This is a genomic window from Acinetobacter sp. YH16042, from assembly GCF_013417245.1.
Taxonomy (GTDB): domain Bacteria; phylum Pseudomonadota; class Gammaproteobacteria; order Pseudomonadales; family Moraxellaceae; genus Acinetobacter; species Acinetobacter amyesii.
Genome location: NZ_VPEJ01000005.1, coordinates 87,574 through 113,236 on the forward strand (window position 1 = coordinate 87,574; position 25,663 = coordinate 113,236).

Below are 25,663 nucleotides of genomic sequence, written 5' to 3' on the forward strand. Positions count from 1 at the left end.
TCTACACATTCATAAAAAGGCTGATTGAATCAGCCTTTTTTTATTTTTTACTGCACATTTCAAGTTAAGAATTAAACCGTGAATATGCTATAGATCCCGTAGATGGCAACTACCACTAAAATCAGCCCACACAGTGCCAACAATTTTTTATACCAGCGTGATTTCGACAATCGATGAAAAGACAAATACACCAAAGACAAAGTTGCGAAATCTAAAACGATCCAACTCAGGGTCAACACAATTAAACTCAGATTAAGATGAGGAGTAATTCCTACAAACTGCGGAAAAAAATAATATCCTTAGGATTTGAAATTCCCACGATCAATCCTTTCTTAAAGCCCCCTTGTGCTGCTTTTAACTGCAGAGATTGTGCAGTGGGCTGTATAGTTACTTCTTTTAAAATATCAAAACCAATATAAGCAATATATAAACAACCCAGTATTTTGATGCCATCGAGCCAATGCGCATTAACATTTAAAATGCCTTTTAAAATACACACTGACAGCACAATCAAAATCAGTGACGCAAAATTTGTCCCGACAATGGTTTGAAATGCCTTTTTATATCCGCCTTGTAAACCTGAACTTGCGACCAACAGCATGACAGGTCCAGGTGTTGCAATCATTACGATGACTGCCACACAATATAAAAAGTACTCCGAATAATTCACGCTGAGATTCCTTCACTTATTTTTTTACATCACGATAAATTTCATAAATAAAAAAAGAGGACTTAGTCCTCTTCATCCATGTTTTGCAATAAATGCAAGCGAATGGCATCTGCTCTTAAAAATGCCAAATCATAGCTGGCTGTGGCGAGTGCTAAAACACGACGTTCAAATTCATCCCACAACGGTCGCACCTGTTTGTAATGTATCCCGAGTCCACTTTCATCTGTGAAATGACGGTTTTTTTCGCAGAGCTTGAGTGCGTGATACAGTTTACGGCCTTTGCTTGCATCTGGACGTAAGCGAACTCGCTTAGACAAGACAAAGCCTTCGACATGGATGATATCTGCTTGCGGCAACATCGGTATTAAAATTTGATCTAATTGTGCATCTAAACGACACCAAATGGCCGTGTGTTGCTCTGCTGTATAGGTATTCCATTTTATGACTTCATGGTTAAAGCGGCGGCAACCACGACAGACTGAATCACCAAATACCGTAGAACAACGCCCTGCACATGGGGTTAACGAGGCAATTCGACGATCAGTACTCAAAACCGGCTCCATTCAATCAATATTTATGGGATAAAAACAACCAATATTTATGGGATAAAAACAACTCGGCATGACTATACACGCTAAAACTACTGAAATGAAGCTATGATCAAATGTGTGGTTAAAAGCCATCGCTTTACTCGCTTATTCATCCAAATCACGGTAGAATGTGCGCCTTAATTTTTATCCTGTTTATTCATTTGGAGTACTCCATGAACGCTACTGTAGAACAGCTTGCACCTGTAGAACAGCAAGCGACCTCTGGTTGGGTTGTTGCCGCACTTTATCAATTCAAAGAAGTTCAAGATCCTGCCGATCTTCAACAACGTCTTTTAGACTTGGTAAAAACCATCAACCTTTGCGGTACTCTAATTGTGGCAGGTGAAGGAATTAACGGTACTATAGCCGGTGACCGTAAATCTGTAGATATCATCCATCAATTCCTTCTCAATGAAGGCTTTAATGCGATGGAATACAAAGAATCGCATAGTACGGATAAACCATTCCGTAAAATGAAGATCAAACTGAAAAAAGAAATCGTGACTTTAGGTGTGGAAGTGAAACCACGTGATTTAGTCGGTCACTATCTTGATTCTAAAGAATGGAATGAACTAATTGCACGTGATGACGTAATCCTAATTGATACACGTAACGACTATGAATACAAAGCAGGTACATTTAAGGGTGCGATTGACCCGAAAACTGAGACTTTCCGTGAATTCCCGGAATACGTGAAAAAAGAGCTTGAGCAGCATAAAGATAAGAAAATTGCCATGTTCTGTACAGGCGGTATTCGCTGTGAAAAATCAACCTCACTTTTACTTCAAGAAGGCTTTAATGAGGTTTATCACCTTAAAGGCGGTATCTTAAAATATTTAGAAGAAACCCCTGTTGAAGAAAGCATGTGGGAAGGTGAATGTTTCGTATTTGACGGTCGTACTGCTGTCACTCACGGTATGGAAGAAGGCGAAAATATCAAATGTCACGCATGCGGTTGGCCACTGGCTCCTGCTGAAGTTGAACTTCCGAGCTACGAACACGGCGTATCATGCAAATACTGTATCGACAAAACTACTGAACAGCAAAAAGCAGGCTTCCGTATGCGTCAATCACAAATTGTGGCAGCAAAACGTAAGCGTCTCTAAGGAAAATTTGTTGTAACGATATATAAATAAAAGCCCTATTTTTAGGGCTTTTTTTACGCATTCTCAACAGTGACTTAATTTTTTTGACAAAATAACTATATCTGGTTATTTACGAGAATCAGTTCGCGCATTTATGCTTATTCTGATCAATTGATCCGAGAAAATCATTATAGATAATTGAAAAGGAAAGCATTATGCCAAAATTAATCAACTCTCCAATTGCAACCTCAAGGCGCCTTGCTTTACCCGCTCCCCGTGTAAAAGAAAGTGTAGGAGAATTAAAACACCTCCTTAACCAACAGTCGCATATTTTGATAGTCAGTGTTGCTACATGCATTGGTGCAATTTTTGCCTTATTTATTGCTTATACATTGCACTTACAACCCACTATGCTCAACATTCTTGGACTTTGCGTGATTCCATTTGCTTTATCTCTGAGCTTACGCCAAGTCTATATTCACACACTATTAAATATGGAACATGATGATTAATTTATGCACCTTACAACGTCACTTATTGCAACCTAGTCCTACGCTGTTCAGTATATAAAACGATTTTTAAAGCTGCTAAAGCTCCGACATCAAAATAAAATCCAAACTGAACAGCGTACGTTCAATACTATAAAAACTATGATCCAAGCCTTTCAATTATTCAGCCTTATATCATTCAGCATTGCTTAATGCCATCACGTATTCATACTTTTCCTTCTAATTCAGCCTACGTGCTACTTAATACAAGGTGAACTCAATATTTGTTGTTTTTGCTTAGGTGGTTTCAGGAATATTTAAAACGGAACTTTACCCACTGCGCTTTTCAACATAGGATAAATACACCTTTTCTCTGCCTTAGCTACCATGACTTTAACTGAATGGATCATTTCAATCATGGAACAATTGGGTTATCTCGGTATTGCCCTACTCATGTTTCTTGACAATGTCTTCCCCCCAATCCCCTCTGAAATCATTATGCCCTCGGCTGGCTATTCTGCCTCCCAAGGTCAACTACTCCTCATTGGTGTCATTATTTCAGGTTGTGTCGGTTCTTTACTGGCGGCTGCATTGCTATATTGGATTGGTTATAAATTTAAGCATGAATCCATCTTTCACTTCGTCGATCGCTATGGAAAGTATTTATTTATCAAGTCGGCAGATGTAAAAAAATCTCTAGCATGGTTTGAGCAATACGGTCACCGCATTGTATTTTTCGGACGAATGATTCCAGCTGTGCGTTCTCTCATTAGTATTCCTGCTGGAATGAGCCGCATGCCATTTTGGAAGTTTATGTTTTATAGTGGTTTAGGTACGATTATTTGGACCACTTTTTTAGCTTGTATGGGTTTTTATTTAGGTGAAAATCAGCAGTTAATGCAGCAAATATTTAGTAAAGTTGGACATGTGATTATTCTGATCACAGTCATCATTATTGCTTGGATTTTGTACCGTCGACATCAACGTCGACCTCGTTAATTTTTTGTTTTTGGGGCTTAAATGAAACACTATCTCCTACACTTTGCTGCTGTTTATAGCATCGCCTTGGTGCTTTTGATTACCGTATTAATTTTTGGATTAAATCTAGGTGGTATTACATTAATTCCTACATTGGTGGCATGTGCATTAATCAGCGTTGGGCATTTTGTAAAGAAAGAACAACGCGTGCCTAGCAACAATGAAAAGATCCAACTGGTTTGGGGCTCCAGTGCCGTTGCAATCATCATTGGTAGCTTTTTTGTGCTGTTCTTGGTGCTAATGAATCCCAATGCCGAAAGCATTATGAAGTCTGTAGATCATGCAGGCATCGGGCTAACTGCTGTGGTTATGCTTTGTTTGGTCGCCATTCATGGCACAATATTTCATATTGCCTATGGTTGGTATGCAGACTATTGCGCTAAAAAATTATAAATTTTTTCAATGTATTGCGTTAAAATTTAAATCATCACCACTTCAATGAAAGTTAAAATTCAGTGAAGACACTTCAGGTAAGTTATACTCGCACTTTATATAATGAAAACATGAACATTAAATAATGAAAAAATACATCATCACATTTAGCATTGCTTATGCACTCGCCATGGTTGCTGTCGCAGCCATCGAATCTTTCTTTGATTTACCTGGTGGTTCATCTATTACCTGTCTCATCGTGGGCGGTCTTGCTGCAGCATCTAGCTTTGTTAAAGACCATCAGCGAGTGCCAAATAAGTTAGAAAAGCGAACTTTGATTTGGAGCTGTATTTTAGCTTCCGTACTGATTAGTGTCGTCGCGACTGTCATTTGTCTCTTGATCTTCCCTGAAACCCAAGCCTTTATTCAAATGGCGCTAACGGAATTACCCGCTTGGGTCTGGCTGCTTGCTATCAGCTTTAGCTTATTAATCCATTATCTCATGTTGGCTTTATCTTTTGGATGGATGGCAAAGAGCTTCTTAAAAGCCAAACGTAGTTAAGCCTTTAGACTAACTTTGAATTGAAAAGGTATAGCGCTAAAAAAAGCACCCCAAGGTGCTTTTTTTAAATTTCGTCGAAATTAATTTGGTGTGTGATACATCAAATATAATTCGTTCAAATTGGTTGGGATTTCTTCTGCAAGTTCATCCATCAACTGACCATTACGACGGAAAGATTCCATTTGTGGATCTTCTTCATCAATGCCGCTGAACACCATGATTGGCAAAGTTAAATCTACCAATTGTTCTTCAAACTCGTCGGTGAACCATGCATCTTCGTTTAGGAACATGGCATCAACGAAGCCAACACTCCAGTCACCAAGACTTGATTCAACATCGGCTTCTTCAATTTCAAATGGAAATTCAATACCATCTTCATTGGCAAGATTCTGACGAATCGATTCGAGCCATGCTTTTACTTGTGCAATAATTTCAGCAGGTACTTTTTTCTGATTGTTATCAAAAAGTTCGTCTAGCCATTTATCAAAAGCTGGGCCTACTGCAATTGCACATAAAAAACCATGAGTCGCTGCAAAATCTAGACCATGCTCGTTGTCATCGCCGTCTAGATAGTCACTCAAAAGGTCTAAATCTAAAGCACTCATTTCAAATCCAGAGTTAGAAACTTAATGCGTAAGCATAGCATTTTCAAGCGCTATGCTAAATCGCTATTTAGTCTTCTTCGTCATCAAAATCATCGTCATCGTCGATGTCGTAATCAAAATCTTTAAGCTCACGTTCAAGACGGCGCTGAGCCAGAAGGTCATCAATAAGTCGGCGCTTTTCTAACGATTCTTTCGCGCTAGTTTTTGCACTGGCCTCATCGAAATTCACATCATCATCACCGTAGTTATCATCTAGTTCAAAATCTGTAGAAGACACCAAAACTACCTCATAATGAAAAAAATTGAAGGGGTCTAGCCGCTATTTATATGGGATATAAAATATTGTCAAGTTTTATTTGTTTTTTTAACATCTAAACTTTAAAAATAGGGCTTTTTTTCTTACCAAAACCTGTGGCATGATATAATCCACCCTGCGTCCTTCATTTTTATGACAGTCACAGTTGACCCATAAAATAATCGATGCATGGGATGAACTTGAAAACAACAATTTCAGCCCCACCTAAATTACTGAATTTAAATTTTTAATATCTCATTGGACAGCTTGATGCTGTACCGTCCTAATGGGATAAGCCAGCTATTCACAAGATTTAATGAGACGATCGTGCTAAAATGCACGGTTTTTTACTGCCACAGATTCAACGAAGAGTAAGCAAAGATGAGCGATATGACTTCCCCTACTTCTCAAGTAGCGGCTCTGATTAGCCGAGGCAAAGAGCAAGGTTACCTAACTTTCGCCGAGGTTAACGATCATCTCCCGGACTCAATCACTGAAAGTGAACAGATTGAAGACATCATTCAGATGTTGAATGACGTGGGTATTCCGGTACATGATCGTGCACCAGAAACTGACGATACAATGTTTGAAGGTGGCAGCGAAGCGACTGACGAAGTTGCTGAAGAAGAAGCCGCTGCTGTACTTGCATCTGTTGAAAATGAACCCGGTCGTACCACTGACCCTGTGCGTATGTATATGCGCGAAATGGGTACAGTTGAGCTTTTGACACGTGAAGGCGAAATTAGCATTGCAAAACGCATCGAAGAAGGTATTCGTGACGTTTTACATTCTATTGCTTATTGGCCAAATGCAGTCGAAGTTGTACTGCAAGAATACAAAGATTATGAAGCGGGTGAACGCCGTCTAGCGGATATTCTTTCTGGTTATTTAGATCCAGAATCTGACGAAGCCATCCCAGAAGTGATCGATGAAGATGATTCTGAGATCGATGAAGATGAAGCGTCAACCAACAAGCCAACTAAAGATGTCAAACTTGATGATGACGATGAAGAAGAAGAGTCTGAAGGTGATGATGATTCTGAAGGCGAATCTGGTCCAGATCCTGAAATTGCTAAAGCACGTTTCACTGAGCTTGAACAAGCATGGTTAGTCACTAAAGCCGCAATTGAAAAACATGGTCGTAACAGTAAAGAAGCTGCTGCTGCACTTGAAGCACTTGCAACTGTGTTCATGATGTTCAAATTCACACCACGTTTATTCGACATCATCTCTGATTTGATTCGTAATACCCATGACCAAATCCGTACTTCTGAACGTGAAGTTATGCGCTATGCAGTACGTCGTGGTCGTATGGACCGTACTCAATTCCGTACGTCTTTCCCAGGTCAAGAATCTAACTTTGCTTGGTTAGATGAACAAATTGCTAAAGCACCTGCAGAAATGAAAGGCTATCTTGAAAAAGTCCGCCCTGACGTTTTGGCATTCCAACAAAAAATCGCTGACATCGAGAAAGAACTTGGCTTAGATGTTAAAGGCATCAAAGACATTTCTAAACGTATGTCGATTGGTGAAGCGAAAGCTCGCCGTGCGAAAAAGGAAATGGTTGAAGCGAACTTACGTTTGGTAATTTCGATTGCGAAAAAATACACCAACCGTGGTTTGCAATTCCTCGACTTGATCCAAGAAGGTAACATTGGCTTGATGAAAGCGGTGGATAAATTCGAATATCGTCGTGGTTATAAGTTCTCGACTTATGCAACATGGTGGATTCGTCAGGCGATTACGCGTTCGATTGCCGACCAAGCACGTACCATTCGTATTCCAGTACACATGATCGAAACCATTAACAAGATCAACCGTGTATCTCGCCAACTTCTTCAAGAAATGGGTCGTGAACCTACACCAGAAGAATTAGGTGAACGTCTAGAAATGGACGAAGTGAAAGTTCGTAAAGTGCTTAAAATTGCGAAAGAACCAATTTCAATGGAAACACCAATTGGTGATGATGAAGATTCGCATCTTGGTGACTTCATTGAAGACGGTAATATCACCTCTCCTATTGACGCTGCAACGTCAGAAGGCTTAAAAGAAGCAACACGTGAAGTTCTTGAAAACTTGACTGAACGTGAAGCGAAAGTCTTGAAAATGCGTTTCGGTATCGATATGCCAACCGACCATACATTGGAAGAAGTGGGTAAGCAGTTTGACGTAACTCGTGAACGTATTCGTCAGATTGAAGCGAAAGCTTTACGTAAACTTCGCCATCCATCACGTTCAGAGCATTTGCGTTCATTCCTTGAGAATGACTAACCTATAACTAGGACAATGCAGGCTTGAATATCGAGTTTTCCGCCCCATATTATGAGCATGTAGCAAATGATTCCAAATACCTGCTCATTGCAGGTATTTTTAAATAATGAGGTGTCCCATGACTGATATGACTAATCGCGCTCCTTCACGTGAATTGCAAGAGCATCTTTGGGTCTTCCCTATGGACTACCCAATTAAATTGATTGGTAATGCAGGTGAAGAACTTCGAGTTGCTGTTGTTGATATTTTACAGAAGCACTTCCCTGAATTTGATGGTGACACAGTAAAAATACAGCCGTCACGCACAGGTAAATACCACTCTTTAACTGCTCAACTGCGCTTTGAAGAGTTGGAACAAGTTCATGCCTTATACGCTGACCTTGCAGCCTGTCCTTTAATTAAGACAGCGCTATAATTAAAAAGTCCAAAATGCGAAAGTGTTTTGGACTTTTTTTGTGAGAATAAAATAAAATGCAAAATATTGATGATGAATTCTATGAGCGAGCGGATCAACACATTCAGTTATCTAATCAGCAAATTACGGAAGAGATAGGAAAAGGGAAAGTAAGCGCCTCTATGCTTTTTGCAACATCCCGTTTTAATGCTTGGATCAGCGCATGTGGATGGGAAACAGCAGAACAGCTCGCTAATGCAAAACAAGAAACCATCGAATATTTCCTTGCTGAATATCGCAAAATGCTTGAAGAAAATTTAGATGAATACATCGAAAATTTTAAAGAATATATGTTTATCCCTCCTGAATAACGACATAATTCAACGACCAATCAATTTAACGCTGCCAAGGAAATCCTGTTGTAATGATCGCTGCAAAACCAACTTTAATCATTCGCCAATACAATCATCTGACTCCCTATGAAGATCGTTTTGTCGAAATGAAAACTTATACTGAACAGCGCGATGAAAACACACCTGATGAACTGTGGATATTGCAACATCCCGATGTATTAACTCAGGGGCAAGCTGGCAAACCTGAACATATTTTGGTGCAAAGTAACATCCCTGTGGTACAAACAGACCGTGGTGGACAAGTCACTTGGCATGGACCGGGTCAGTTGGTCGCTTATTTCATGTTTGACTTAAATCGCTTAGGCTGGAATGTTCGTACATTGGTCTCGTATGCCGAAACCATCATGATCGATTTGCTGAACAAATATGGTATTCAAGCTTATGCCAAGCCTGATGCGCCGGGTGTTTATGTCAATGAACGAAAAATTGGTTCATTGGGCTTTAAAATTCGTAAAGGTCGTTCATATCATGGTTTAGCACTGAATATTGATTGCGATTTATTTGGTTTTCATACCATCAATCCATGTGGCTATGCAGGATTGGAAATGGTACGCATACAAGATTTAGTACAGGACTACCCTAAATTTGAAAACTTATGCGTCGATATCATTGATACTTTGAAAAACAGTGGTTACTTTAAAGACGTAACAGTCAAACAACTATAAAAGACTTTGCTTTCTCAAATAAAATAATTTAGAGTAAAAGCTCTAAATTTAATAATTATAGATAAGGGATGTACACGTGATTGCAACTAAATCCGTTAAACCCGCGCTCCAGCAGGCCTATGTCAAACTCATGATGGATGTGATTGGCAGAGGTCTGGTCATGGCGAGCCAGGTCGATGAAGAAATTAAACAAGAAGTTGCTAAATTTCCAGTTAATTTTATTTTATCTATGAACGTTTTTCCTAATGGTGCTGCATTTGTCGCGCAAGTCACGGAAGACCACCAACTCAAACTCCTCACACCCGGCACTCAAAAGCCGGACTTAACCATTACGTTTAAGCATTTGAGTCATGCCTTTTTGGTCTTCTCATTTCAAGAAAGTACCGCACAAGCCTTTGCCAATGACCGCATGATCGCCGATGGTGATTTGTCTTATGCAATCCGATTGGTGCGTTGTCTCAACAAAATGGAAGCGTTAATTTTACCTAAATTGGTGGCTGAATTGGCTGTCAAAGAATATCCAACACATTTAAGCCTAAAAGAAAAACTGAGCGGTGCTGCAAATATTTATTTAAAAGTAGCCCAGTCTTATTTAAAACGGAGCGCATAACACATGGCTAAACCATATTACGAATTTTTCTGTCCTGTAAAAGTGATTGCTGGCCATGCTGCTTTAGAACACATCCCATTCGAACTGTCTACTTTGGGTGCTAAACGCCCCATGATCATTACGGATAAAGGCGTTCGCAGTAATCAATTACTTGCACCGATTGAAGCGGCATTTGAAAGCACCGAGACGGTGATTGGCTATATTTTTGATGATGTTCCGCCAGACTCTAGTTTAGAAACCGTACGTAAAGCGGCTCAACTTTACCGCGACAACCAATGTGATGCCATTATTGCTGTCGGTGGCGGTTCAGTGATTGATACCTCTAAGGCAACCAACATCTTGGTATCTGAAGGTGGTGATGACTTACTGAAATACTCAGGTGCGCACAACTTACCTAAACCTTTAAAACCATTTTTTGTGATTCCAACAACTTCGGGGACAGGTTCGGAAGTGACTATGGTCGCTGTGGTTTCTGACCCTGAAAAGAATGTCAAAATGGCCTTTGCATCGAATTATTTGATGCCACATGCGGCAATTCTTGACCCACGCATGACGCAAACTTTACCACCCCATCTTACGGCGATGACAGCGATGGATGCGATGACGCATGCGATTGAAGCCTATACGTGCATGGCGGCAAACCCTATTTCAGATGCCTATGCTACTGCCGCAATCAAGAAAATTAGCAATAGCTTATTTGGTGTATTAGATAATACCAGCGATGCGCATGGACGCTTAGAACTTGCACAAGCTTCTACGATGGCAGGAATTGCATTCTCGAACTCAATGGTTGGTTTAGTGCATTCATTAGGCCATGCGCTGGGTGCAGTCGCTCACCTGCCCCACGGCTTATGCATGAACTTATTCTTGCCGTATGTGTTGGAATACAACAAAGAAGTGAATGGCGATAAGATTGCTGAATTGCTATTACCACTGGCTGGTCCTGATATTTATGCACAAACACCGGCCAACCTCCGCGCTGAAAAAGCCATTTCAACGCTTTTAGCCATGCGTGACCGCTTGTTTAGTTTGACCAAATTACCACGTACTTTGAGTGAAACAGGTAAAGTGACTGAAGCTCAATTAGATGAAGTGGCAGAGAAAGCACTGAATGATGGATCTATTATTTATAATCCTAAAGAAACCAGCTTAGAAGACCTCAAAACTATTCTAAAAAAAGCTTGGTAATTGCTGAAAAATAAGCGAATATAGCGAAAAATTAAGCCTGATGTTTTTTTAAACATCGGGCTTTTCACTTGCAGAACGCAATATCAGTTATTTTTTAATCAAACTGGCATAATTTCTGCTAAAAATAATTTCAAAGTTACTGACAAAATGTACCAATTTGGAGTAGATTGGCGCACTTTTGTTTTAAAACGTAGGGGGGATCGTTCGTCTCAAACGATCCTTAGAATATGACTGATCCTTGATCAACGATAAGAGGATAACGCCGTTGACAAATATCTCTGGGACTCAATCGGCAGCTAAACTGCAAAAAACGCTTGGACTCTGGCACATTATTATTATTGGTTTGGCTTACATTCAGCCGATGACCTTGTTCGATACCTTCGGTCTAGTTTCTGAAGAAAGTCATAGACACGTGCCGACTTCTTACATTATTGCCCTTATTGCAATTCTGTTTACCTCGATTAGTTATGGTCATATGATCCGTCGCTACCCTTCTTCGGGTTCTGCGTATACCTATGCCCAAAAATCTATTCACCCGAACGTTGGTTTCATGGTGGGTTGGTCTTCTTGGTTAGACTACCTATTATCTCCAATGGTGAATATTATTCTTGCAGTGATTTACCTTGAAGCACTATTTCCAACAGTAAACCACTGGGTATGGGTCATTGTGCTAACGGCATTCATGACTGGAATTAACTTACGCGGCGCGCGTTTTGTTGCTAACTTCAACAGCCTGATTGTACTTGTGCAGTTATTAGTAATTGGTATTTTCACGTGGATGGTCTACAGCAAGCTTCAAATGGGCTTCAATGCTGATGGCCCGATTTCTGCGGCAGAACGCTACCAATTATGGAGCCTTGAGCCATTCTGGAATGAGCTGACGTCTGTGGGTGCACTGATTACAGGTGCAACATTACTGTGCTTCTCGTTCACTGGTTTTGACTCATTAAGTTCATTGGCAGAAGAAACCAAAGATACTGAGAAAACACTGCCGAAAGCGATTTTCTTAACTGCTTTAATCGCAGGGATTATCTTCATTATTAGTACCTACTTCATGCAGCTGTTCTTCCCTGCTGAGCCGGGCAACTATTTCAAGAATATTGCTGAAACGCAGCCAGAGATACTCATGCTCGTCGGCGGCTCACTGTTCCAATCCTATGTTTTAACTTTTGCGATTGTGACAGTAATGGCATCAGGTATTTCTGCTCACGCAGGTGTATCACGTTTAATGTATGTTATGGGCCGTGATGGTGTTATTAATAAGAAAATCTTCGGTCATATCAGCCCGAAAAATTTCACCCCGTCTTATAACATCATGATCGTAGGTGCGGTTGCATTAACTGCGGGCTTTATGAATCTTGATATTGTCATTTCGATGATTAGTTTTGGTGCATTGACAGCCTTTACTTTCGTGAACTTATCTGTGATTTCACGTTATGCACTTCGTGATGGCCGCACAAAAACAGCCAAAGATATTTTTAGCTTCGTGGTTATTCCAATGCTTGGCTTTATCAGTATCTTTGCGATGTGGTTAGAAATTGAAGAAACTGCTTTGAAATATGGTTTATGGTGGGCAATGTTCGGTATTTTATACCTTGGTTATAAAACTAAAGGTTTTAAACACCCTGCACCGCAGCATAACGAATTTGATGATAAATTCTAAGCAAGTTTATCTCTAAACAAAAAAGGCGCTTAAAGCGCCTTTTTTTATGTTGTATTTTATTGATTCAGATGCAGCGGTTCAGCAGGCTGCATATACTTCCCTGCATGATTTGCACCTGATCATTTCAATGTCAGGCTTATCGGCAGCAGCAGCGGTTCACACTGTTCTGCTGGCTGTCCCGGCACACTCATTTTCAGCTTGCTGTGCACACTCCAATTGCCTTGCATAGCTGTATCCAGACTGTAATTCAGCCTAAAACTGCGTATTTCATCCGAAGCCAGCAGCTCTGTTTTCATTGCGCTGCATTCGCGCACCGGAAAATACTGCACATCCGCAGCGGCATTCTGCAGCATTAGCGGCACATCGCAATGCGCATATTCAATTTCCACAGCGGACGCATTGGCGTTTTCCAAAGTCAGCTGCACTGTGACCGGCACAATGCCGTCTTTATCAAAGTTCACAGGGATCACTGAATTTTGAAACACCGCGGTATCGGATGCGGTATTGATGAACTGCAATTCACGAATCACTAAATTGCAGGAATCTACCGCTGATGCTCCCAATGACAGATTCAGCTTATAATCTGAATCCGCTACTTTATCTGTTTTATCCTCACCGGCATTTCCCATGCCCGGCACGGTCGGCTTGCCGTTGCCTGTCCCTTCTAAGCTGACGCCTCCTGCGCCAAATAAATCCCCGCATCCTGACATTGCTGCGAAAAGCATGCAAATACTGAACAGCTTGAGCGGCTTACTCACGGTCATGCTGATAAACTCCAAATCTGAAGGCTTGTGTCGCATCAGGCTTTCCTTCATCTATAGCGCATCTTTCCGATGCTATTTTCAATAAGCGCAATGAATATTCTTGCCATAATTTCAGGCTTTCATTATGTAAAATTTTAATTGATTCTTCAGTTAATTCATCTGCGCAAATTGCCTGTTCCAGATAAGTATCACCTGTATTTTGAAACAAATTATGTAAGCCTGAAGCCAAATGCGCGCTCAAATTAGCTGTCAAAATTTTCCGGGCTTCCTGCAATGAGGGGTCAGGAATAAACTGGCCTTTTTGCAGCGATACATTCTCTGCTTGCTCAGTGACGACCCCTAAACGGATCAGTTCATTCAAGACAGAACGCGGGTGGCGTTCTGTAGATACCCGTTTCACCAGATGTTCAAAGCTGTTTTCGGTTTCGCTGTAAAAAGGCAAAGTCTCTTTCCAGCCTTCAGCCAGCCATAGGCCAACAACTCTGGACGGCACGCTGATCGGTTCTGAGACCGGCGCTTCAGTCAGCGCCTTACCCGCCTGTACAGTCTGCTTATAAGCGGTGACATCTTTACGGTGCAGGCCAGACAGCAAACTGATCGCTGAAATTGTCGGTTTTTGCTCAATGCGCGCCAGTTCCAGCTCTGCCTGTTCATAAAATATCGGCTTCAATGCAGCAGTAAACTCCGTATAGCCCACACCTGAACGAATGAGCCATTCACTTAAATAGCCCATTAAAAGCAGCACTTGCTGTAAATTGAATTGGGCATCGTCCAGCGGCAGTTTAGTCATGCAATTAGCCAACAAATAAAGAAATACTCTGTAGGTGAAATTTTCGCATTATTTAATCTACTTCACAATTTTCATCTGATGAGATCTTGAGGATATTCAGTAAAAAAATGATTATTTACATTAAAATGCGTAAATGAAACACTGATCGATATATCTAAACTTTCAACACTATGCCACCAGCCAATTGGGATAAATAAGGTTTCTCCAGGTTGCAAAATGCACTCAAATGGCGTCACTTTTTCTAACAATGGATAGTCTGCTAGATCAGCCTTTGCGACGTCTGAAACCTGACTGAATACCCAATGATCGTTATACATATACGGCATTTGCCATGCAGGAATCAAAGTCACTTTTTTACGTCCATAGATTTGTGCCAACATATTATTGGTTAAGTCATAATGCAGTGGTGTAAATGTGCCTGCAGGGCCAAACCATAAAAAATGTCGATCTTTGATCTCGTTTTGACAATAACCTTTGGCGAAGTCACCTAGATCTTCACTAATCTTTTGCATAAATTGCTTATTTTGAGCGGCGTTATTCGCAGTTAAATAAATGTCATTGCTGTGCTTAGTGGCTTTAATTTGTGCGACAAAATCTTGCATCAGAATAATACGTTTCAATTGTACCGATTTTTTTTCAAAATCTTGATGCTGCTCACGATGCATCTGGACTTCAACCAACTCATTTTCAAAATGCTGTGCAAAATATTCAGGACTCCATTTATGCAATGCAGGCCAATGTTGCATCCCACCTTTTAAAATGACCGGTCGCATCTGGCTATAATACCGCTCTATAAATGTTTCAAAATCAGGTGTTTCTATGCAATCGATTGTGGATGGACTGTGGTCGTTCAATTGATTCAATTGACCCATCACCTGTAATAGCCAACGCTGTTTATTCTGCTGTTGCTGTACTTGCTTCAGTTTTTTAAAAATTACGTTATTGTTTACATGCTTTAAAAACTGAATGATCAAATGATTTGAAATATTTTTTTGCTTAATTTTTTCTAAAATTTCATCTGTTTCTAAGCCCTCAAGACTGTATTCCAAAAGTTCATTTTGCAGCTGTTCTGAAAGTTGGTCTGCATCAGAAAATAAGTATTGATCCGCCCTTGGGCTTAATCCATGTGATTGTAAAATTAGACTTATTTTCTGTACATCGCAACCATTTTCAATATTTTCATTCAACCAATTTTGCCATTCCGTCGGTAAGGACTGATACCAATTTTTACTTTGCTTTAGATGTTCACTCTGGCTTTCTACATTCATTTTCACCACTCCACCCTCTTTACAAGTGAAGTATAAATGATCTATTTTAAAAATGCTAAATTTTCGCATTTTATAATTATTTAAACACCGCGAATGTTATGAATCCGTCAAATATCACGCGGAATGACATAACAAAGTAAAGGAGAAAGTTCATGAAAATTCGTCATTTAGTCATCGTTAGCAGTCTGTCTTTAGCTTCAATATCAGTATATGCAGGTTTTGCCGATACCATGCGTGATTTAAGAAATACACTGAATCAATTTAATGAAACATCCAAAGAAGTATCGAATACCGCAAAAGAATGGACAGGCAGTCAGGCCACGACTAATTCAAATTATGCTGCAAATGGTTTCAGTATGGGACAGCAACTTAGACCTAAAATTAATAATCTACCGCTTTATAAAACTGCCGATAAATCGAGCCAAGTCATTAATAAACTGTCAAAAAATGCAGATATTATTTTTGCGGGAAACATGACTAAAACAGGTTTGATCGAAGTCACCACAGAACATGGCAATGGCTGGATTGAGTCACACCTTGTGCAATAAATCTAGATTTTAAAAGTGTATACAACGGCATCAGCCGTACATAACAACTTCACTCTATTGAGCACTAGTCATGAATAGTAATCACAAAATCAGTATTATCGCTGCTGTATTTACGACATTGGTGGGCTGTGGTGGATCAAGCTCCAATGATGATGGCGCGACACCTACACCTACACCTACACCTACACCTACACCTACACCTACACCTACACCTACACCTACACCTACACCTACGCCAACGCCAACGCCAACGCCAACGCCAACGCCAACGCCAACGCCAACGCCAACAACTGTAGCGGATAAATTCACAGGAGAATGGATTCAAGGGAACTCTGCCCTCGGTAACAGTAATTGTGATTTGCCACAAATTTCAATTCATAAAACCAGTGAAAATTCAGTCAGTTCACTGAACGAAGAACTAAAATATGCGGTACACAATAGTTCAAGTAAAACTTGCAGCGGTGAATTTATTTCCAAACGCTATCAATTACTTCATGACATGGTCATGAGTGAAATACAGCCGGCTGCAACACTAAATAACTTTGAATATCATTCGATTAAGTTTCAACCAGTCAGAGGTGGCGCGACGAGCAACCGCGTCTTAACTTTTTTAAATAATAATTCTTTCTGCGTGATTAACGCGACGATTTCAAATCCAAGCTATATCATCATGCAACGAGGTCTAATTACCGACCCACTCAAGGACAGCCGCTGCTATACAAAAAACACCAATGAATTCTTCACCAATTTAAAACCGAAAACCAAAATCACAACTGCAGATTTTAAGTCTGAGAATTTTATTAATACCACCGACACAGTAAACTTCTTGGCTCAGCTCAATACAATGGGACAAAGCGGTTATAAGTTAATTGGCTATGATTCTAAAACTTTGGACAATGGTAATGTTAATAGCTACATGAAACTTGCCAATGAAAATACACGTTTCAATCATATTGTGGCAGACCGTGCAGCACCTTCTACCGCTGACATTTATTTTACATGGCGTAATCAGTTAAATGAAAAAGGTAAATCAGGCTATCAATACTTGCATAGCGTCAGACCAACCAATGCCCTGAATTTCAAAGATTATTTCATTAAAAAGGAAAATGATACCGCGACATATACCTACGACAGCGGCTATGTTTCCCCACTCGTTGACCCAGTGCAGCTAGAAACAATGCTCAATACACTGGGTGCCCAAGGCTGCCGTATTATTCAGTTCAAAAGCTATTTCACAGGTTTACGACCTGAAGTTCTGAACGGCAAACAAAATAGTCCTAAAGTTGCAACCTGTATAAATAGCAGCGCACACCATGGCACTTACAGCTATCGCTATAAAACTTACCCTACCGGCAGCAATAGTGTAGAGCGCAGCTTAAAATTACAGGCGTTGATTGATGAGCAAGCTAAAGACGGTTACCGCTTAGTCAGCCGTGCTTTAGATATGAGTTCAACCACCAAAAACGGCATGCTGTTTATGAAAGACAGTGAAAACACTAATGTCGGTGAGTTTAAAGTCTTTAGCGAAACTGTCTTTGCAACGTCGACGTTTAACGATGTCTTGCTGAAACGTCTTCAGCAGCAAGGTCAACTCGGTTGGTTATACACTAGTAGTCAACTGCTGTTTGCAAACAATCCAAAACATCTGCAAACAGAACTGAGTGACTTTAATTTAATTGATTAATTCACTAGGTTTCTCGAGCTTTTAAAAGTACTTAAGCTTTTCCATGTCCTTTATTTTTTACATCAAGGACATGGATCATTCACATAAATCAAAGCAGTGATAAAAATCACTTATTTTAAGCGGCAATTAAAACCCATCTTGGTATCAACGATATTATTTTCATAACCTAAGCTTTGAATAAATTGGTTGCGGTCTGATATTTGTTTTTGATCCGCTTGACTCAATCTTGCTTTATTTTTTTGTGCCAACCCATAGGTTTCATTCACTAAACCCTGATAGATCCCGCAAACTTCCTGACGCTTAGACTTTTTCAATTGACGACCACCATACCATGAACGTTCAAAATCGTCGGCTTTTAGTGTTTTTCCCCATTCCTCAATACGCTGATTTTGTCTTTGCTGCATTTCCAGCATGCCCTGCTTGATTTCAGCCTTAGTAAAAGGCTTGATTACCTCAACCTTCGGTACAACTGGAACATTTTCTGTAGTAGCAGTGACGGTCACTGGTGTCTGTTCTGTTGTGTTCGATACGGTTGGATTAGCCCAACTCATTGATGAAATGAATCCGGTCGCAATCACGACACCAAAAGCTTTTAAATTTATAGATTTCAAGTTTTAAGTACCCGTTTTATTTCTTCACAGTGTTCTTATACACATTTTTATATTGATGCTGAAGTTTTTAAGCCCTTATTTTACAAAACTTCATTGCTGTAAACGGTTCACTGTGTTCACTCCCAATAAAAAACCGCTCGATAGAGCGGCTTTTTGAACAGATCACACTTAGACCAATTCTTTAAAGTCTTGCTGACGCCAAGCTTCATATAAAATCACAGCAGTAGCATTAGACAAGTTTAAACTGCGTGAATTTGGTGCCATCGGCAGGCGAATCCAATGTTCTTTCGGGAACATCATACGGACATCTTCTGGCAAACCACGTGTTTCTGGCCCCATCAACAATGCTACAGGGCGATTTAGATTAGAGGTATGCGGTGTTTCAAATCCTTTGGTGGTTAATGGATAAATGGCATCCATCTCAATACCTTGCGCTTTTAAGCCCGCAAGGCATTCTTCAAAGTTTTCCCACACTTTCATGTGCGCCCATTCATGATAATCCAAACCGGCGCGGCGAAGTTTTTTATCATCCAGCTCAAAGCCTAATGGCTTGACCAAATGCAACTGCGCTCCAGTATTGGCACATAAACGAATGATATTCCCTGTATTTGCAGGAATTTCTGGCTCGTATAAAACAACATGGATCACAGTTTTTTTCTCTACTCTTTAGTTAAATAATGGCTTAAAACTCAGGCTATAGTTACAAAGCTAAAGCATAAGTTTAGATGATACTACAAGCGCTTGTTTATCCTCTTTGCTTAGCTTTCGCATTGCAATTGGATAATACCAGAACTTATTTATCCTCTTTGCTTAGTTTGCGCATTGCAATTGGACAATACCAGAACTTGCTTATCCTCTTTGCTCGGGCATAGCCTTCGCCTTGCATTTGGACAATTGAGCAGCTTGCTTATCCTCTTTGCTTAGTTTGCGCATTGCAATTGGACAATACCAGAACTTGCTTATCCTCTTTGCTCAGGCATAGCCTTCGCCTTGCGCTCGGGCAACGCGTTGCGTTGCTTATCCTCGCTCATGCCATTGAAGCTGTTCACGCAGACTCACCACATCACCAATAATCGTCAATGTAGGCGCCTGAATTTGGTATTCACTGACTTTAGATGCAATATCTGCCAATGTCCCGACCACGACTTTTTGTTCAGGTGTCGTCCCTTTAGAAACCAATGCGACAGGCATGTCTGAACGCTGCCCATGCGCGATGAGTTTCTCACAAATTTTTTCTAGACCGACCAAGCCCATATACAGCACAAGCGTTTGATTTTGATAAACCAACTCATTCCAAGGCAGCTCAGGCGAACCTTCTTTCAGATGGCCTGTCAGGAAGCGTACACTTTGCGCATAATCACGATGCGTTAAAGGAATCCCTGCATAAGCCGAACAACCAGATGCAGCAGTAATCCCTGGAACGACTTGGAAGGCAACGCCTGCCGCAAAAAGTTCCTGAATTTCTTCACCGCCGCGGCCAAAGATGAATGGATCTCCGCCTTTTAAACGGCAGACACGTTTGCCTTCACTTGCATATTTCACCAGTAAGGCATTGATGCCTTCTTGCGGAACAGCATGATTAGATCGTGCTTTACCTACGTAAATTTTTTCAGCGTCACGGCGGCAGAGGTCCATAATCGGCTGAGAAACCAAACGGTCATAGATCACCACATCCGCTTGCTGCATTAAACGCAGGGCTTTTAAAGTTAGCAGTTCAGGATCACCCGGCCCTGCACCCACCAAATACACCTCGCCTTTCGGCTGTTTCCATTCCAATATGGCCTGTTCAATCAAACGATTGGCTTCGGTCAAATTGTCATTAAATACCTGCTCTTTGAGCGGACTTGCATACAAGTCTTCCCAAAAAATACGGCGTTCATCTGGATTGACGATTTTGGATTTAACGGCTGCGCGCCACTTACCTGAGAACTCAGCCAGTTTGCCCATGCCATGCGGTATTGAGCTTTCTAACTGGGTGCGTATTTGACGCGAGAGTACTGGCGATGTGCCATTGGATGCTACGGAGATGACCAGCGGAGAACGGTTAATAATCGCAGGAACCATAAAACGGCAATGCGGCGGATCATCAACACTATTGACCAAGACATTTTCAGCTTCGCAGGCTTCAAATACCGCCTGATTGACAGCTTTGTCATTGGTTGCTGCAATCACTAAACGAAACTGACGCAGCGCAATGGCATTTTCTTGATAAACCGATTCGTGATAAATCGAGTTGAGATATTGACCTTGGGTTTTATTAACCAAGCTCAATAAATCATCTTCAATTTCAGGTGAGCAAACTGTCAGCTGAGCGCCCGCTTTTGCAAGCAGCACAGCCTTTCGATATGCAATTCGACCACCACCAACAATCAGACAAGGTTGCTGCTGCAACTTCAAAGAGATTGGAAAGATATCCACACACGACCTCAATAGTTTAAATCTGATTGTCTTAAGCAATTTTTGTGCACAAATGTATGCACTTTATCGACTATTAATCGATAAATTCAGCACCGCCCATATATGGACGAAGTACTGCTGGAATTTCAATTGAACCGTCTGCACGTTGATAGTTTTCCATCACGGCAAGTAAAGTACGACCAACTGCCAAACCTGAACCATTCAGCGTGTGTACAAACTCAGTTTTCTTTTGGTCAGCACGGTAACGCGCTTTCATACGGCGTGCTTGGAAGTCACCCATGCATGAGCAAGATGAAATTTCACGGTAGGTATTTTGACTTGGTACCCAAACTTCTAAATCATACGTTTTGATTGCGCCAAAGCCCATGTCTCCGCCACACAGAACGACTTTACGGTATGGTAAGCCTAATGCTTGAAGAATACCTTCGGCATGACCCGTTAATTCTTCCAAAGCATCCATCGAAGTTTCAGGTTTTACAATCTGAACCATTTCTACTTTGTCAAATTGGTGTTGACGGATTAAACCACGTGTATCACGACCATACGAACCCGCTTCACTACGGAAACATGGCGTATGCGCTGCATATTTTAATGGCAAACGTTCTGGGTCAATGATTTCGTCACGCACGAAGTTGGTTACAGGCACTTCTGCGGTCGGGATCAGGTAGTATTCTTTTTCGCCTTGAAGTTTGAATAAATCCTCTTCAAATTTAGGCAATTGGCCTGTACCACGTAAAGAATCTGCATTAACTAAATAAGGTACATACGCTTCTGTATAGCCATTTTCCAAGGTATGTGTATTTAACATAAATTGGGTAATTGCACGCTGTAAACGCGCCAATGGGCCTTTGAGTACGCTAAAACGGGTACCAGTCAATTTGGTTGCGGTTTCAAATTCTAAACCGCCCATCATTTCACCAAGGTCAGTATGGTCTTTGATCTCAAAATCAAACTGACGTGGTGTACCCCATTTTAGAACTTCAACATTGTCATTTTCGTCTTTACCTTCTGGCACAGACTCATGAGGTAAGTTTGGAATCGATAAAGATTTGGCTTCGAGTTCAGCTTGAAGGTCAGAAAGTGCGAGTTCAGCCGCTTTAATTTCATCACCAATGGCAGACATACGTGCCATGATTTCAGATGCATCACCGCCAGCTTTTTTAATTTGACCAACTTGTTTTGCACCAGCATTACGTTCAGCTTGTAACGACTCAGTTTTAGACTGAATTTCCTTACGGCGAGCTTCAAGGTCTGCCCACTCTGCTACGTTGAGTTGAACACCACGTTTTGCTAAGGCTAAGTTTACAGCCTCAATATTATTTCTGAGTAATTTCGGGTCGATCATAGCCAATCTTAAGTAAAGAAAAAAACTGGCTATAGTGTAAGCTCTTAACACTCAAAAATACAGTGACCGAGCTTACAGCTGCCCCTTATTAGACCAATAATCTTGCTGCAAATTGTCTTATTTGGTTTCGTAATTTGGCAAACTTGGTAAATATTCAGGTTTAAATAGCCCTTTAGCCATAAAATATGGAAGTTTTAGCTCAGGCATGCCCTCTGCGTAGCTCGCCAATTCATACAGTGGATAAGCGAATACGATCCCGTTCGCGCCATAATAAAAATTATCGCTTAACTGTAGTTTTGAACGTTCAATATCGTGACTATCTAACCACATATAGTTGGCATCAAAAAGTGCGCTAATCACTTTCGCATCTGCACCTTTGACCAAGACATCTTGTAAAGCCAAACGTTTTTTGGCTTTTAAATCAAAATTGACATATTCAACATGAGACATGCCATGAGCAGCATGCGCTGCGTAGGTATAGCTTTCGATCGCAAAAGTTGCGATATGTCCCCACTGACTAATATATCGAACAGAAGTGGTACTTTGACTTAGGCCTGCATCCGTCTTGTCCGATAAATCAATTTTTTGATTCGGCTCAGTTGAAAATGCAATTGGATCTGCCTTTTTAATTCGGTCAGTAAAATATTGATTAATCCAATCAACATTGGTTTCAACCGTTTGAATCGTATATTGGGTACAACCTTCCGCATCGCAAGCTTGTGCTTTTGGTAATTGCATCGCAACAGATTTAGATTGAATAAGTGGAATCACATCAGCGACGACCGCTGGCTTCTGTTCCGTTGTTGCACCTTCAACAGGTTCATTTCGAGGATGACAGGCCGTTAATGACCCGATTAAAACCACTGCTGAAACAGCCCAAGCTATATTATTCATATGATTTTTTTCATCCCAAAGTTCCCTAGAGCAACAATCAAAACCACAAGTCACTTCATTTAAGCAACCTGTGAATATCAGCATACTACTAAATTTCACTTGAATTCAGCTTGCTTTCTTTACATTTTTCCATAAAAAAAAGCAGACCAATGTCTGCTTTTTTTCGTTCATAACAATTATTGATCAATAATGTCTGTACCTTTGGGTGGCACAAAGTTAAAGGTTGATGCAGGAATGGATGCATTCACCTTCACATTATTGAAACGTACATGCGTGGTTTGACCTAATGAGTCTTGGAGGATCATTAAGGTCGGTGCATTTTTCGCACCAAAACTAATGGTTAAGCTTTGAAACACGCCATCATCACTTTTTGGATATAAGGTGTAATAGGTTTTGGTCTTATTCGGCTGTGTAATACGATAAGACTTCATGATTTGAGCTGTATTACCTGACAATAATAATGCAGGCGTATTCGCAACTTGGTCATCTAAGCTTTGGCGTACCGCTTGTTGTAGGTCTGGGTCATAGATCCAAACCGTTTTACCTGTAGTCGCAATGGTTTGCTTAGATGGGCTGGTTGTTTCCCAATAGAATTTACCCGGACGCTGAACTTTCATGACCCCAGTAAAAGTTTGGTTCATATGCTGCGCACTTAAACCTTTCTTTTGAGTAGCTTTCGGGTTGGTCACTTTTGTAGTTTGCTGAAAGTTAGCAGTAAAACTTTTAATACCCGATAATTGTTTCACCAAATTGGCAGTTGCCTGCTGCTCCGACGCTGCAACTGGTGCCGCGAATACTGTCGTACTCATAACCGGTGCCAGTGTCGCTGCACCTAATGCCATAGCACAGATGGTTTTACGAAGCATTTTCATAGATTCACCTTTTATATTTGCATCAACGCAATTTGTTAGATGGCTCCATCTTAAACCACTTTCATTGACTAAATTTAGAGAAAATAAGAAGTTTTGTATGGTTATTAATGCAAATTGCTGTTTTTTATTCATCATGATGGAGAAATATAAAATAAAAAGGCACTTGATTTGATTCAAATGCCTTTCAAATAGTTAAACAACGATTTAGCAATTTTAATAATCCAATATTGAGTTATTTCCATTGCCAACCGATCGATGCACCAGCGCCAAAGTCACCTTCAGAGTTCCCTGTTGCAGCCAATTTATACACATATTTATTGCTCTCAGTTACTCCACCAAAACCTACTGCATAGCCTTGTGAACCTTCCCAAGTCCCCATACCTACACTGAACATGTTATATCCAGCATCTGTGGGTTGAGGTAAGGAGGCGATTGCAATACTTGAAGCAACAGCACCGTAAACATTATCTTTAAATTTATTGAAATTATGGTTCAATTCATTCACACGTTAATTGGTATAACTATTGGCTTGATTAAGTACATTTGCCCCATGCTGATCTGTATATGCTTTTGAACTATTTAACACTTCTAGATCTGCTTGACGCATTTGTTTCACGTTTACCGCATCGGTGTCTGCCGTACCAGCTGCCACATGGATAATTTGCTGCTCTGCACCAGCCGAGCCAACGGAAACCGTATTATTGCGGTCAGAGCTTGAACCATTGCCAAGTACAACAGCATTATTTGCAGAGGTGTTGATATTGTTACCAACCACATAGGTATTATTACCAGTGACTGTATTATTGGTACCTAATGCACCAGATCCATCACCACTGACTGTATTGTTTACACCGAGGGCAATAGACTGATTACCATCAGCTTTATTACCTGCACCAACTGCAATCGCATCTTGTCCATTCGCAGTTGGTTTAGGTGCTATATTGGCAACGTTTGATTGTATTTTAATGTACGGATCTGTTCCTTTTAAGCTCAATAACCATTCAACTTCAGTACCGACAAATTCATTTTTTATCGCAAGTTCATATGCACTGAAACCATTTTCACCTGTTAGCCCTTGTGCGCCAACTGCACCATGTAGACTTTCTAGCCATTGGTCTTCATTGCCTTCATAACCATTGTTCACCGCAACTTGATAAGCACTTGCACCATCTAAACCATTGCTACCATTCAGACCGTTCAACCCATCCTTACCATCGATGCCGTCTCGGCCATTTAATCCATCTTTACCAGTAGCACCTGTAGCGCCTGTTGCTCCAGTATCTCCTTTGTCACCTTTAGCTCCAGTCTCACCCTGTGCACCTGTTGCTCCTGTCTCACCAGCAGGACCTTGAGGTCCCATTGGCCCTACTGGCCCAGGAATACCACTATTGCAACGATTACAAGTATGCTCAGGATATGACGAGCCACTCCCACCAGCCCATGCAATTGAACCTAGAGAAAGTAAAATACTCACAGCAAGTAATTTTGGTACAGCTTTAATAGCGATTGAAGTTGTTTCACCAAGTTGTAGTGTCTTTTAAAATGCAATTTGTTGGCTTT

28 protein-coding genes and 1 pseudogene are annotated in these 25,663 nt (G+C 40.7%); 14 read left to right on the top strand and 15 right to left on the bottom strand.

Annotated elements, in window-relative coordinates; genetic code table 11:
* Nucleotides 1-71 precede the first annotated feature (71 nt).
* A pseudogene (locus tag FTV37_RS05470) lies at nucleotides 72-670 on the bottom strand (LysE family translocator).
* A 62-nt stretch (nucleotides 671-732) separates the two neighbouring features.
* On the bottom strand, nucleotides 733-1,221 hold the full coding sequence (locus FTV37_RS05475; protein ID WP_168378110.1) for a DUF1289 domain-containing protein: 489 nt from the start codon (nucleotides 1,219-1,221) through the stop codon (nucleotides 733-735).
* 212 nt (nucleotides 1,222-1,433) lie between these two features.
* Between FTV37_RS05475 and FTV37_RS05480 the strand changes: the two genes are divergently transcribed.
* From FTV37_RS05480 to FTV37_RS05500, 5 genes are all read left to right on the top strand, one after another.
* On the top strand, nucleotides 1,434-2,366 hold the full coding sequence (locus tag FTV37_RS05480) for a rhodanese-related sulfurtransferase (protein WP_180063212.1): 933 nt from the start codon (nucleotides 1,434-1,436) through the stop codon (nucleotides 2,364-2,366).
* 194 nt (nucleotides 2,367-2,560) lie between these two features.
* Nucleotides 2,561-2,857: a hypothetical protein gene (locus FTV37_RS05485; protein WP_180023226.1), complete on the top strand. Its 297-nt coding sequence runs from the start codon at nucleotides 2,561-2,563 to the stop codon at nucleotides 2,855-2,857.
* A gap of 363 nt (nucleotides 2,858-3,220) precedes the next feature.
* Entirely contained in the window at nucleotides 3,221-3,832 is a 612-nt protein-coding gene (locus FTV37_RS05490) for a DedA family protein (protein ID WP_111885305.1), read from the top strand.
* 21 nt (nucleotides 3,833-3,853) lie between these two features.
* Complete coding sequence (locus FTV37_RS05495) at nucleotides 3,854-4,264, top strand: ABZJ_00895 family protein (protein ID WP_180063213.1); 411 nt, start codon at nucleotides 3,854-3,856, stop codon at nucleotides 4,262-4,264.
* Nucleotides 4,265-4,388: 124 nt separating this feature from the next.
* The gene (locus FTV37_RS05500) at nucleotides 4,389-4,805 is read left to right on the top strand and encodes an ABZJ_00895 family protein (RefSeq protein WP_180063214.1); all 417 of its coding nucleotides are present in this window, start codon (nucleotides 4,389-4,391) and stop codon (nucleotides 4,803-4,805) included.
* Nucleotides 4,806-4,885: 80 nt separating this feature from the next.
* Here FTV37_RS05500 and FTV37_RS05505 read toward each other — a convergent pair whose 3' ends face one another.
* Complete coding sequence (locus tag FTV37_RS05505; RefSeq protein ID WP_078191372.1) at nucleotides 4,886-5,410, bottom strand: YecA family protein; 525 nt, start codon at nucleotides 5,408-5,410, stop codon at nucleotides 4,886-4,888.
* 67 nt (nucleotides 5,411-5,477) lie between these two features.
* Nucleotides 5,478-5,687, bottom strand: a complete 210-nt coding sequence (locus FTV37_RS05510) for a PA3496 family putative envelope integrity protein (protein WP_078191373.1) — start codon at nucleotides 5,685-5,687, stop codon at nucleotides 5,478-5,480.
* Between the two features lie 399 nt (nucleotides 5,688-6,086).
* On the opposite strand from FTV37_RS05510, the gene rpoD reads away from it, so the two are divergent.
* The 7 genes from rpoD (at nucleotide 6,087) to FTV37_RS05545 (ending at nucleotide 12,909) form a co-directional block, all read left to right on the top strand.
* Complete coding sequence (gene rpoD / locus FTV37_RS05515) at nucleotides 6,087-7,976, top strand: RNA polymerase sigma factor RpoD (protein WP_078192191.1); 1,890 nt, start codon at nucleotides 6,087-6,089, stop codon at nucleotides 7,974-7,976.
* Between the two features lie 127 nt (nucleotides 7,977-8,103).
* Nucleotides 8,104-8,391, top strand: a complete 288-nt coding sequence (locus FTV37_RS05520; RefSeq protein WP_180063275.1) for a YbeD family protein — start codon at nucleotides 8,104-8,106, stop codon at nucleotides 8,389-8,391.
* A 56-nt stretch (nucleotides 8,392-8,447) separates the two neighbouring features.
* On the top strand, nucleotides 8,448-8,741 hold the full coding sequence (locus tag FTV37_RS05525) for a DUF3144 domain-containing protein (protein ID WP_180063215.1): 294 nt from the start codon (nucleotides 8,448-8,450) through the stop codon (nucleotides 8,739-8,741).
* 53 nt (nucleotides 8,742-8,794) lie between these two features.
* Nucleotides 8,795-9,448: a lipoyl(octanoyl) transferase LipB gene (lipB, locus tag FTV37_RS05530; RefSeq protein WP_180063216.1), complete on the top strand. Its 654-nt coding sequence runs from the start codon at nucleotides 8,795-8,797 to the stop codon at nucleotides 9,446-9,448.
* A gap of 76 nt (nucleotides 9,449-9,524) precedes the next feature.
* A complete protein-coding gene (locus FTV37_RS05535) occupies nucleotides 9,525-10,058 on the top strand; it encodes a hypothetical protein (RefSeq protein WP_168378113.1) in 534 nt (177 codons plus the stop codon).
* A gap of 3 nt (nucleotides 10,059-10,061) precedes the next feature.
* A complete protein-coding gene (locus FTV37_RS05540) occupies nucleotides 10,062-11,246 on the top strand; it encodes an iron-containing alcohol dehydrogenase (protein ID WP_180063217.1) in 1,185 nt (394 codons plus the stop codon).
* Between the two features lie 265 nt (nucleotides 11,247-11,511).
* Nucleotides 11,512-12,909 carry an APC family permease gene (locus FTV37_RS05545; protein WP_078192195.1) on the top strand — a complete coding sequence of 466 codons (1,398 nt, stop codon included), beginning with the start codon at nucleotides 11,512-11,514 and terminating at the stop codon, nucleotides 12,907-12,909.
* A 119-nt stretch (nucleotides 12,910-13,028) separates the two neighbouring features.
* On the opposite strand, the gene FTV37_RS05550 is transcribed toward FTV37_RS05545, so the two are convergent.
* The 3 genes from FTV37_RS05550 to FTV37_RS05560 form a co-directional block, all read right to left on the bottom strand.
* Nucleotides 13,029-13,673, bottom strand: coding sequence for a hypothetical protein (locus tag FTV37_RS05550; RefSeq protein WP_180063218.1), 645 nt, complete (start codon nucleotides 13,671-13,673; stop codon nucleotides 13,029-13,031).
* Nucleotides 13,660-14,463 carry a DUF6502 family protein gene (locus tag FTV37_RS05555; RefSeq protein WP_180034460.1) on the bottom strand — a complete coding sequence of 268 codons (804 nt, stop codon included), beginning with the start codon at nucleotides 14,461-14,463 and terminating at the stop codon, nucleotides 13,660-13,662. Before FTV37_RS05555 ends, FTV37_RS05550 begins: the two co-directional genes overlap by 14 nt.
* A gap of 71 nt (nucleotides 14,464-14,534) precedes the next feature.
* Nucleotides 14,535-15,731, bottom strand: a complete 1,197-nt coding sequence (locus FTV37_RS05560) for a cupin-like domain-containing protein (RefSeq protein ID WP_180063219.1) — start codon at nucleotides 15,729-15,731, stop codon at nucleotides 14,535-14,537.
* A gap of 152 nt (nucleotides 15,732-15,883) precedes the next feature.
* Between FTV37_RS05560 and FTV37_RS05565 the strand changes: the two genes are divergently transcribed.
* Both FTV37_RS05565 and FTV37_RS05570 read left to right on the top strand, forming a co-directional pair.
* Nucleotides 15,884-16,279: a hypothetical protein gene (locus FTV37_RS05565; RefSeq protein WP_180055768.1), complete on the top strand. Its 396-nt coding sequence runs from the start codon at nucleotides 15,884-15,886 to the stop codon at nucleotides 16,277-16,279.
* A gap of 70 nt (nucleotides 16,280-16,349) precedes the next feature.
* Nucleotides 16,350-17,963 (top strand): PT dipeptide repeat lipoprotein, encoded by a 1,614-nt coding sequence (locus FTV37_RS05570; RefSeq protein ID WP_180063220.1) that lies wholly within the window; start codon nucleotides 16,350-16,352, stop codon nucleotides 17,961-17,963.
* A gap of 110 nt (nucleotides 17,964-18,073) precedes the next feature.
* Here FTV37_RS05570 and FTV37_RS05575 read toward each other — a convergent pair whose 3' ends face one another.
* The 8 genes from FTV37_RS05575 to FTV37_RS05610 all read right to left on the bottom strand — a co-directional run bounded on the left by FTV37_RS05575 (nucleotide 18,074) and on the right by FTV37_RS05610 (nucleotide 25,577).
* Nucleotides 18,074-18,574: a hypothetical protein gene (locus FTV37_RS05575; RefSeq protein ID WP_218947560.1), complete on the bottom strand. Its 501-nt coding sequence runs from the start codon at nucleotides 18,572-18,574 to the stop codon at nucleotides 18,074-18,076.
* Between the two features lie 168 nt (nucleotides 18,575-18,742).
* Nucleotides 18,743-19,222: a tRNA (cytidine(34)-2'-O)-methyltransferase gene (locus tag FTV37_RS05580; RefSeq protein WP_111885295.1), complete on the bottom strand. Its 480-nt coding sequence runs from the start codon at nucleotides 19,220-19,222 to the stop codon at nucleotides 18,743-18,745.
* Nucleotides 19,223-19,591: 369 nt separating this feature from the next.
* A complete protein-coding gene (cysG, locus tag FTV37_RS05585) occupies nucleotides 19,592-20,992 on the bottom strand; it encodes a siroheme synthase CysG (protein WP_168378121.1) in 1,401 nt (466 codons plus the stop codon).
* Between the two features lie 73 nt (nucleotides 20,993-21,065).
* A complete protein-coding gene (serS, locus tag FTV37_RS05590) occupies nucleotides 21,066-22,337 on the bottom strand; it encodes a serine--tRNA ligase (protein WP_180063221.1) in 1,272 nt (423 codons plus the stop codon).
* Between the two features lie 117 nt (nucleotides 22,338-22,454).
* Complete coding sequence (locus FTV37_RS05595) at nucleotides 22,455-23,231, bottom strand: RsiV family protein (protein WP_180063222.1); 777 nt, start codon at nucleotides 23,229-23,231, stop codon at nucleotides 22,455-22,457.
* Between the two features lie 176 nt (nucleotides 23,232-23,407).
* A complete protein-coding gene (lolA, locus tag FTV37_RS05600) occupies nucleotides 23,408-24,103 on the bottom strand; it encodes an outer membrane lipoprotein chaperone LolA (protein ID WP_111885313.1) in 696 nt (231 codons plus the stop codon).
* A gap of 232 nt (nucleotides 24,104-24,335) precedes the next feature.
* A complete protein-coding gene (locus tag FTV37_RS05605) occupies nucleotides 24,336-24,599 on the bottom strand; it encodes a YadA-like family protein (protein ID WP_180063223.1) in 264 nt (87 codons plus the stop codon).
* Between the two features lie 12 nt (nucleotides 24,600-24,611).
* Complete coding sequence (locus FTV37_RS05610) at nucleotides 24,612-25,577, bottom strand: hypothetical protein (RefSeq protein WP_373683559.1); 966 nt, start codon at nucleotides 25,575-25,577, stop codon at nucleotides 24,612-24,614.
* Nucleotides 25,578-25,663: the final 86 nt, after the last annotated feature.

What these genes read in the sequence shown, in the direction of transcription:
- FTV37_RS05480 (WP_180063212.1), top strand. Translation starts at nt 1,434, where the DNA reads ATGAACGCTACTGTAGAACAGCTTGCACCTGTAGAACAGCAAGCGACC.
- FTV37_RS05485 (WP_180023226.1), top strand. Translation starts at nt 2,561, where the DNA reads ATGCCAAAATTAATCAACTCTCCAATTGCAACCTCAAGGCGCCTTGCT.
- FTV37_RS05490 (WP_111885305.1), top strand. Translation starts at nt 3,221, where the DNA reads ATGACTTTAACTGAATGGATCATTTCAATCATGGAACAATTGGGTTAT.
- FTV37_RS05495 (WP_180063213.1), top strand. Translation starts at nt 3,854, where the DNA reads ATGAAACACTATCTCCTACACTTTGCTGCTGTTTATAGCATCGCCTTG.
- FTV37_RS05500 (WP_180063214.1), top strand. Translation starts at nt 4,389, where the DNA reads ATGAAAAAATACATCATCACATTTAGCATTGCTTATGCACTCGCCATG.
- FTV37_RS05505 (WP_078191372.1), bottom strand. Translation starts at nt 5,410, where the DNA reads ATGAGTGCTTTAGATTTAGACCTTTTGAGTGACTATCTAGACGGCGAT.
- rpoD (WP_078192191.1), top strand. Translation starts at nt 6,087, where the DNA reads ATGAGCGATATGACTTCCCCTACTTCTCAAGTAGCGGCTCTGATTAGC.
- FTV37_RS05520 (WP_180063275.1), top strand. Translation starts at nt 8,104, where the DNA reads ATGACTAATCGCGCTCCTTCACGTGAATTGCAAGAGCATCTTTGGGTC.
- FTV37_RS05525 (WP_180063215.1), top strand. Translation starts at nt 8,448, where the DNA reads ATGCAAAATATTGATGATGAATTCTATGAGCGAGCGGATCAACACATT.
- lipB (WP_180063216.1), top strand. Translation starts at nt 8,795, where the DNA reads ATGATCGCTGCAAAACCAACTTTAATCATTCGCCAATACAATCATCTG.
- FTV37_RS05540 (WP_180063217.1), top strand. Translation starts at nt 10,062, where the DNA reads ATGGCTAAACCATATTACGAATTTTTCTGTCCTGTAAAAGTGATTGCT.
- FTV37_RS05550 (WP_180063218.1), bottom strand. Translation starts at nt 13,673, where the DNA reads ATGACCGTGAGTAAGCCGCTCAAGCTGTTCAGTATTTGCATGCTTTTC.
- FTV37_RS05555 (WP_180034460.1), bottom strand. Translation starts at nt 14,463, where the DNA reads ATGACTAAACTGCCGCTGGACGATGCCCAATTCAATTTACAGCAAGTG.
- FTV37_RS05560 (WP_180063219.1), bottom strand. Translation starts at nt 15,731, where the DNA reads ATGAATGTAGAAAGCCAGAGTGAACATCTAAAGCAAAGTAAAAATTGG.
- FTV37_RS05565 (WP_180055768.1), top strand. Translation starts at nt 15,884, where the DNA reads ATGAAAATTCGTCATTTAGTCATCGTTAGCAGTCTGTCTTTAGCTTCA.
- FTV37_RS05570 (WP_180063220.1), top strand. Translation starts at nt 16,350, where the DNA reads ATGAATAGTAATCACAAAATCAGTATTATCGCTGCTGTATTTACGACA.
- serS (WP_180063221.1), bottom strand. Translation starts at nt 22,337, where the DNA reads ATGATCGACCCGAAATTACTCAGAAATAATATTGAGGCTGTAAACTTA.
- FTV37_RS05595 (WP_180063222.1), bottom strand. Translation starts at nt 23,231, where the DNA reads ATGAATAATATAGCTTGGGCTGTTTCAGCAGTGGTTTTAATCGGGTCA.
- lolA (WP_111885313.1), bottom strand. Translation starts at nt 24,103, where the DNA reads ATGAAAATGCTTCGTAAAACCATCTGTGCTATGGCATTAGGTGCAGCG.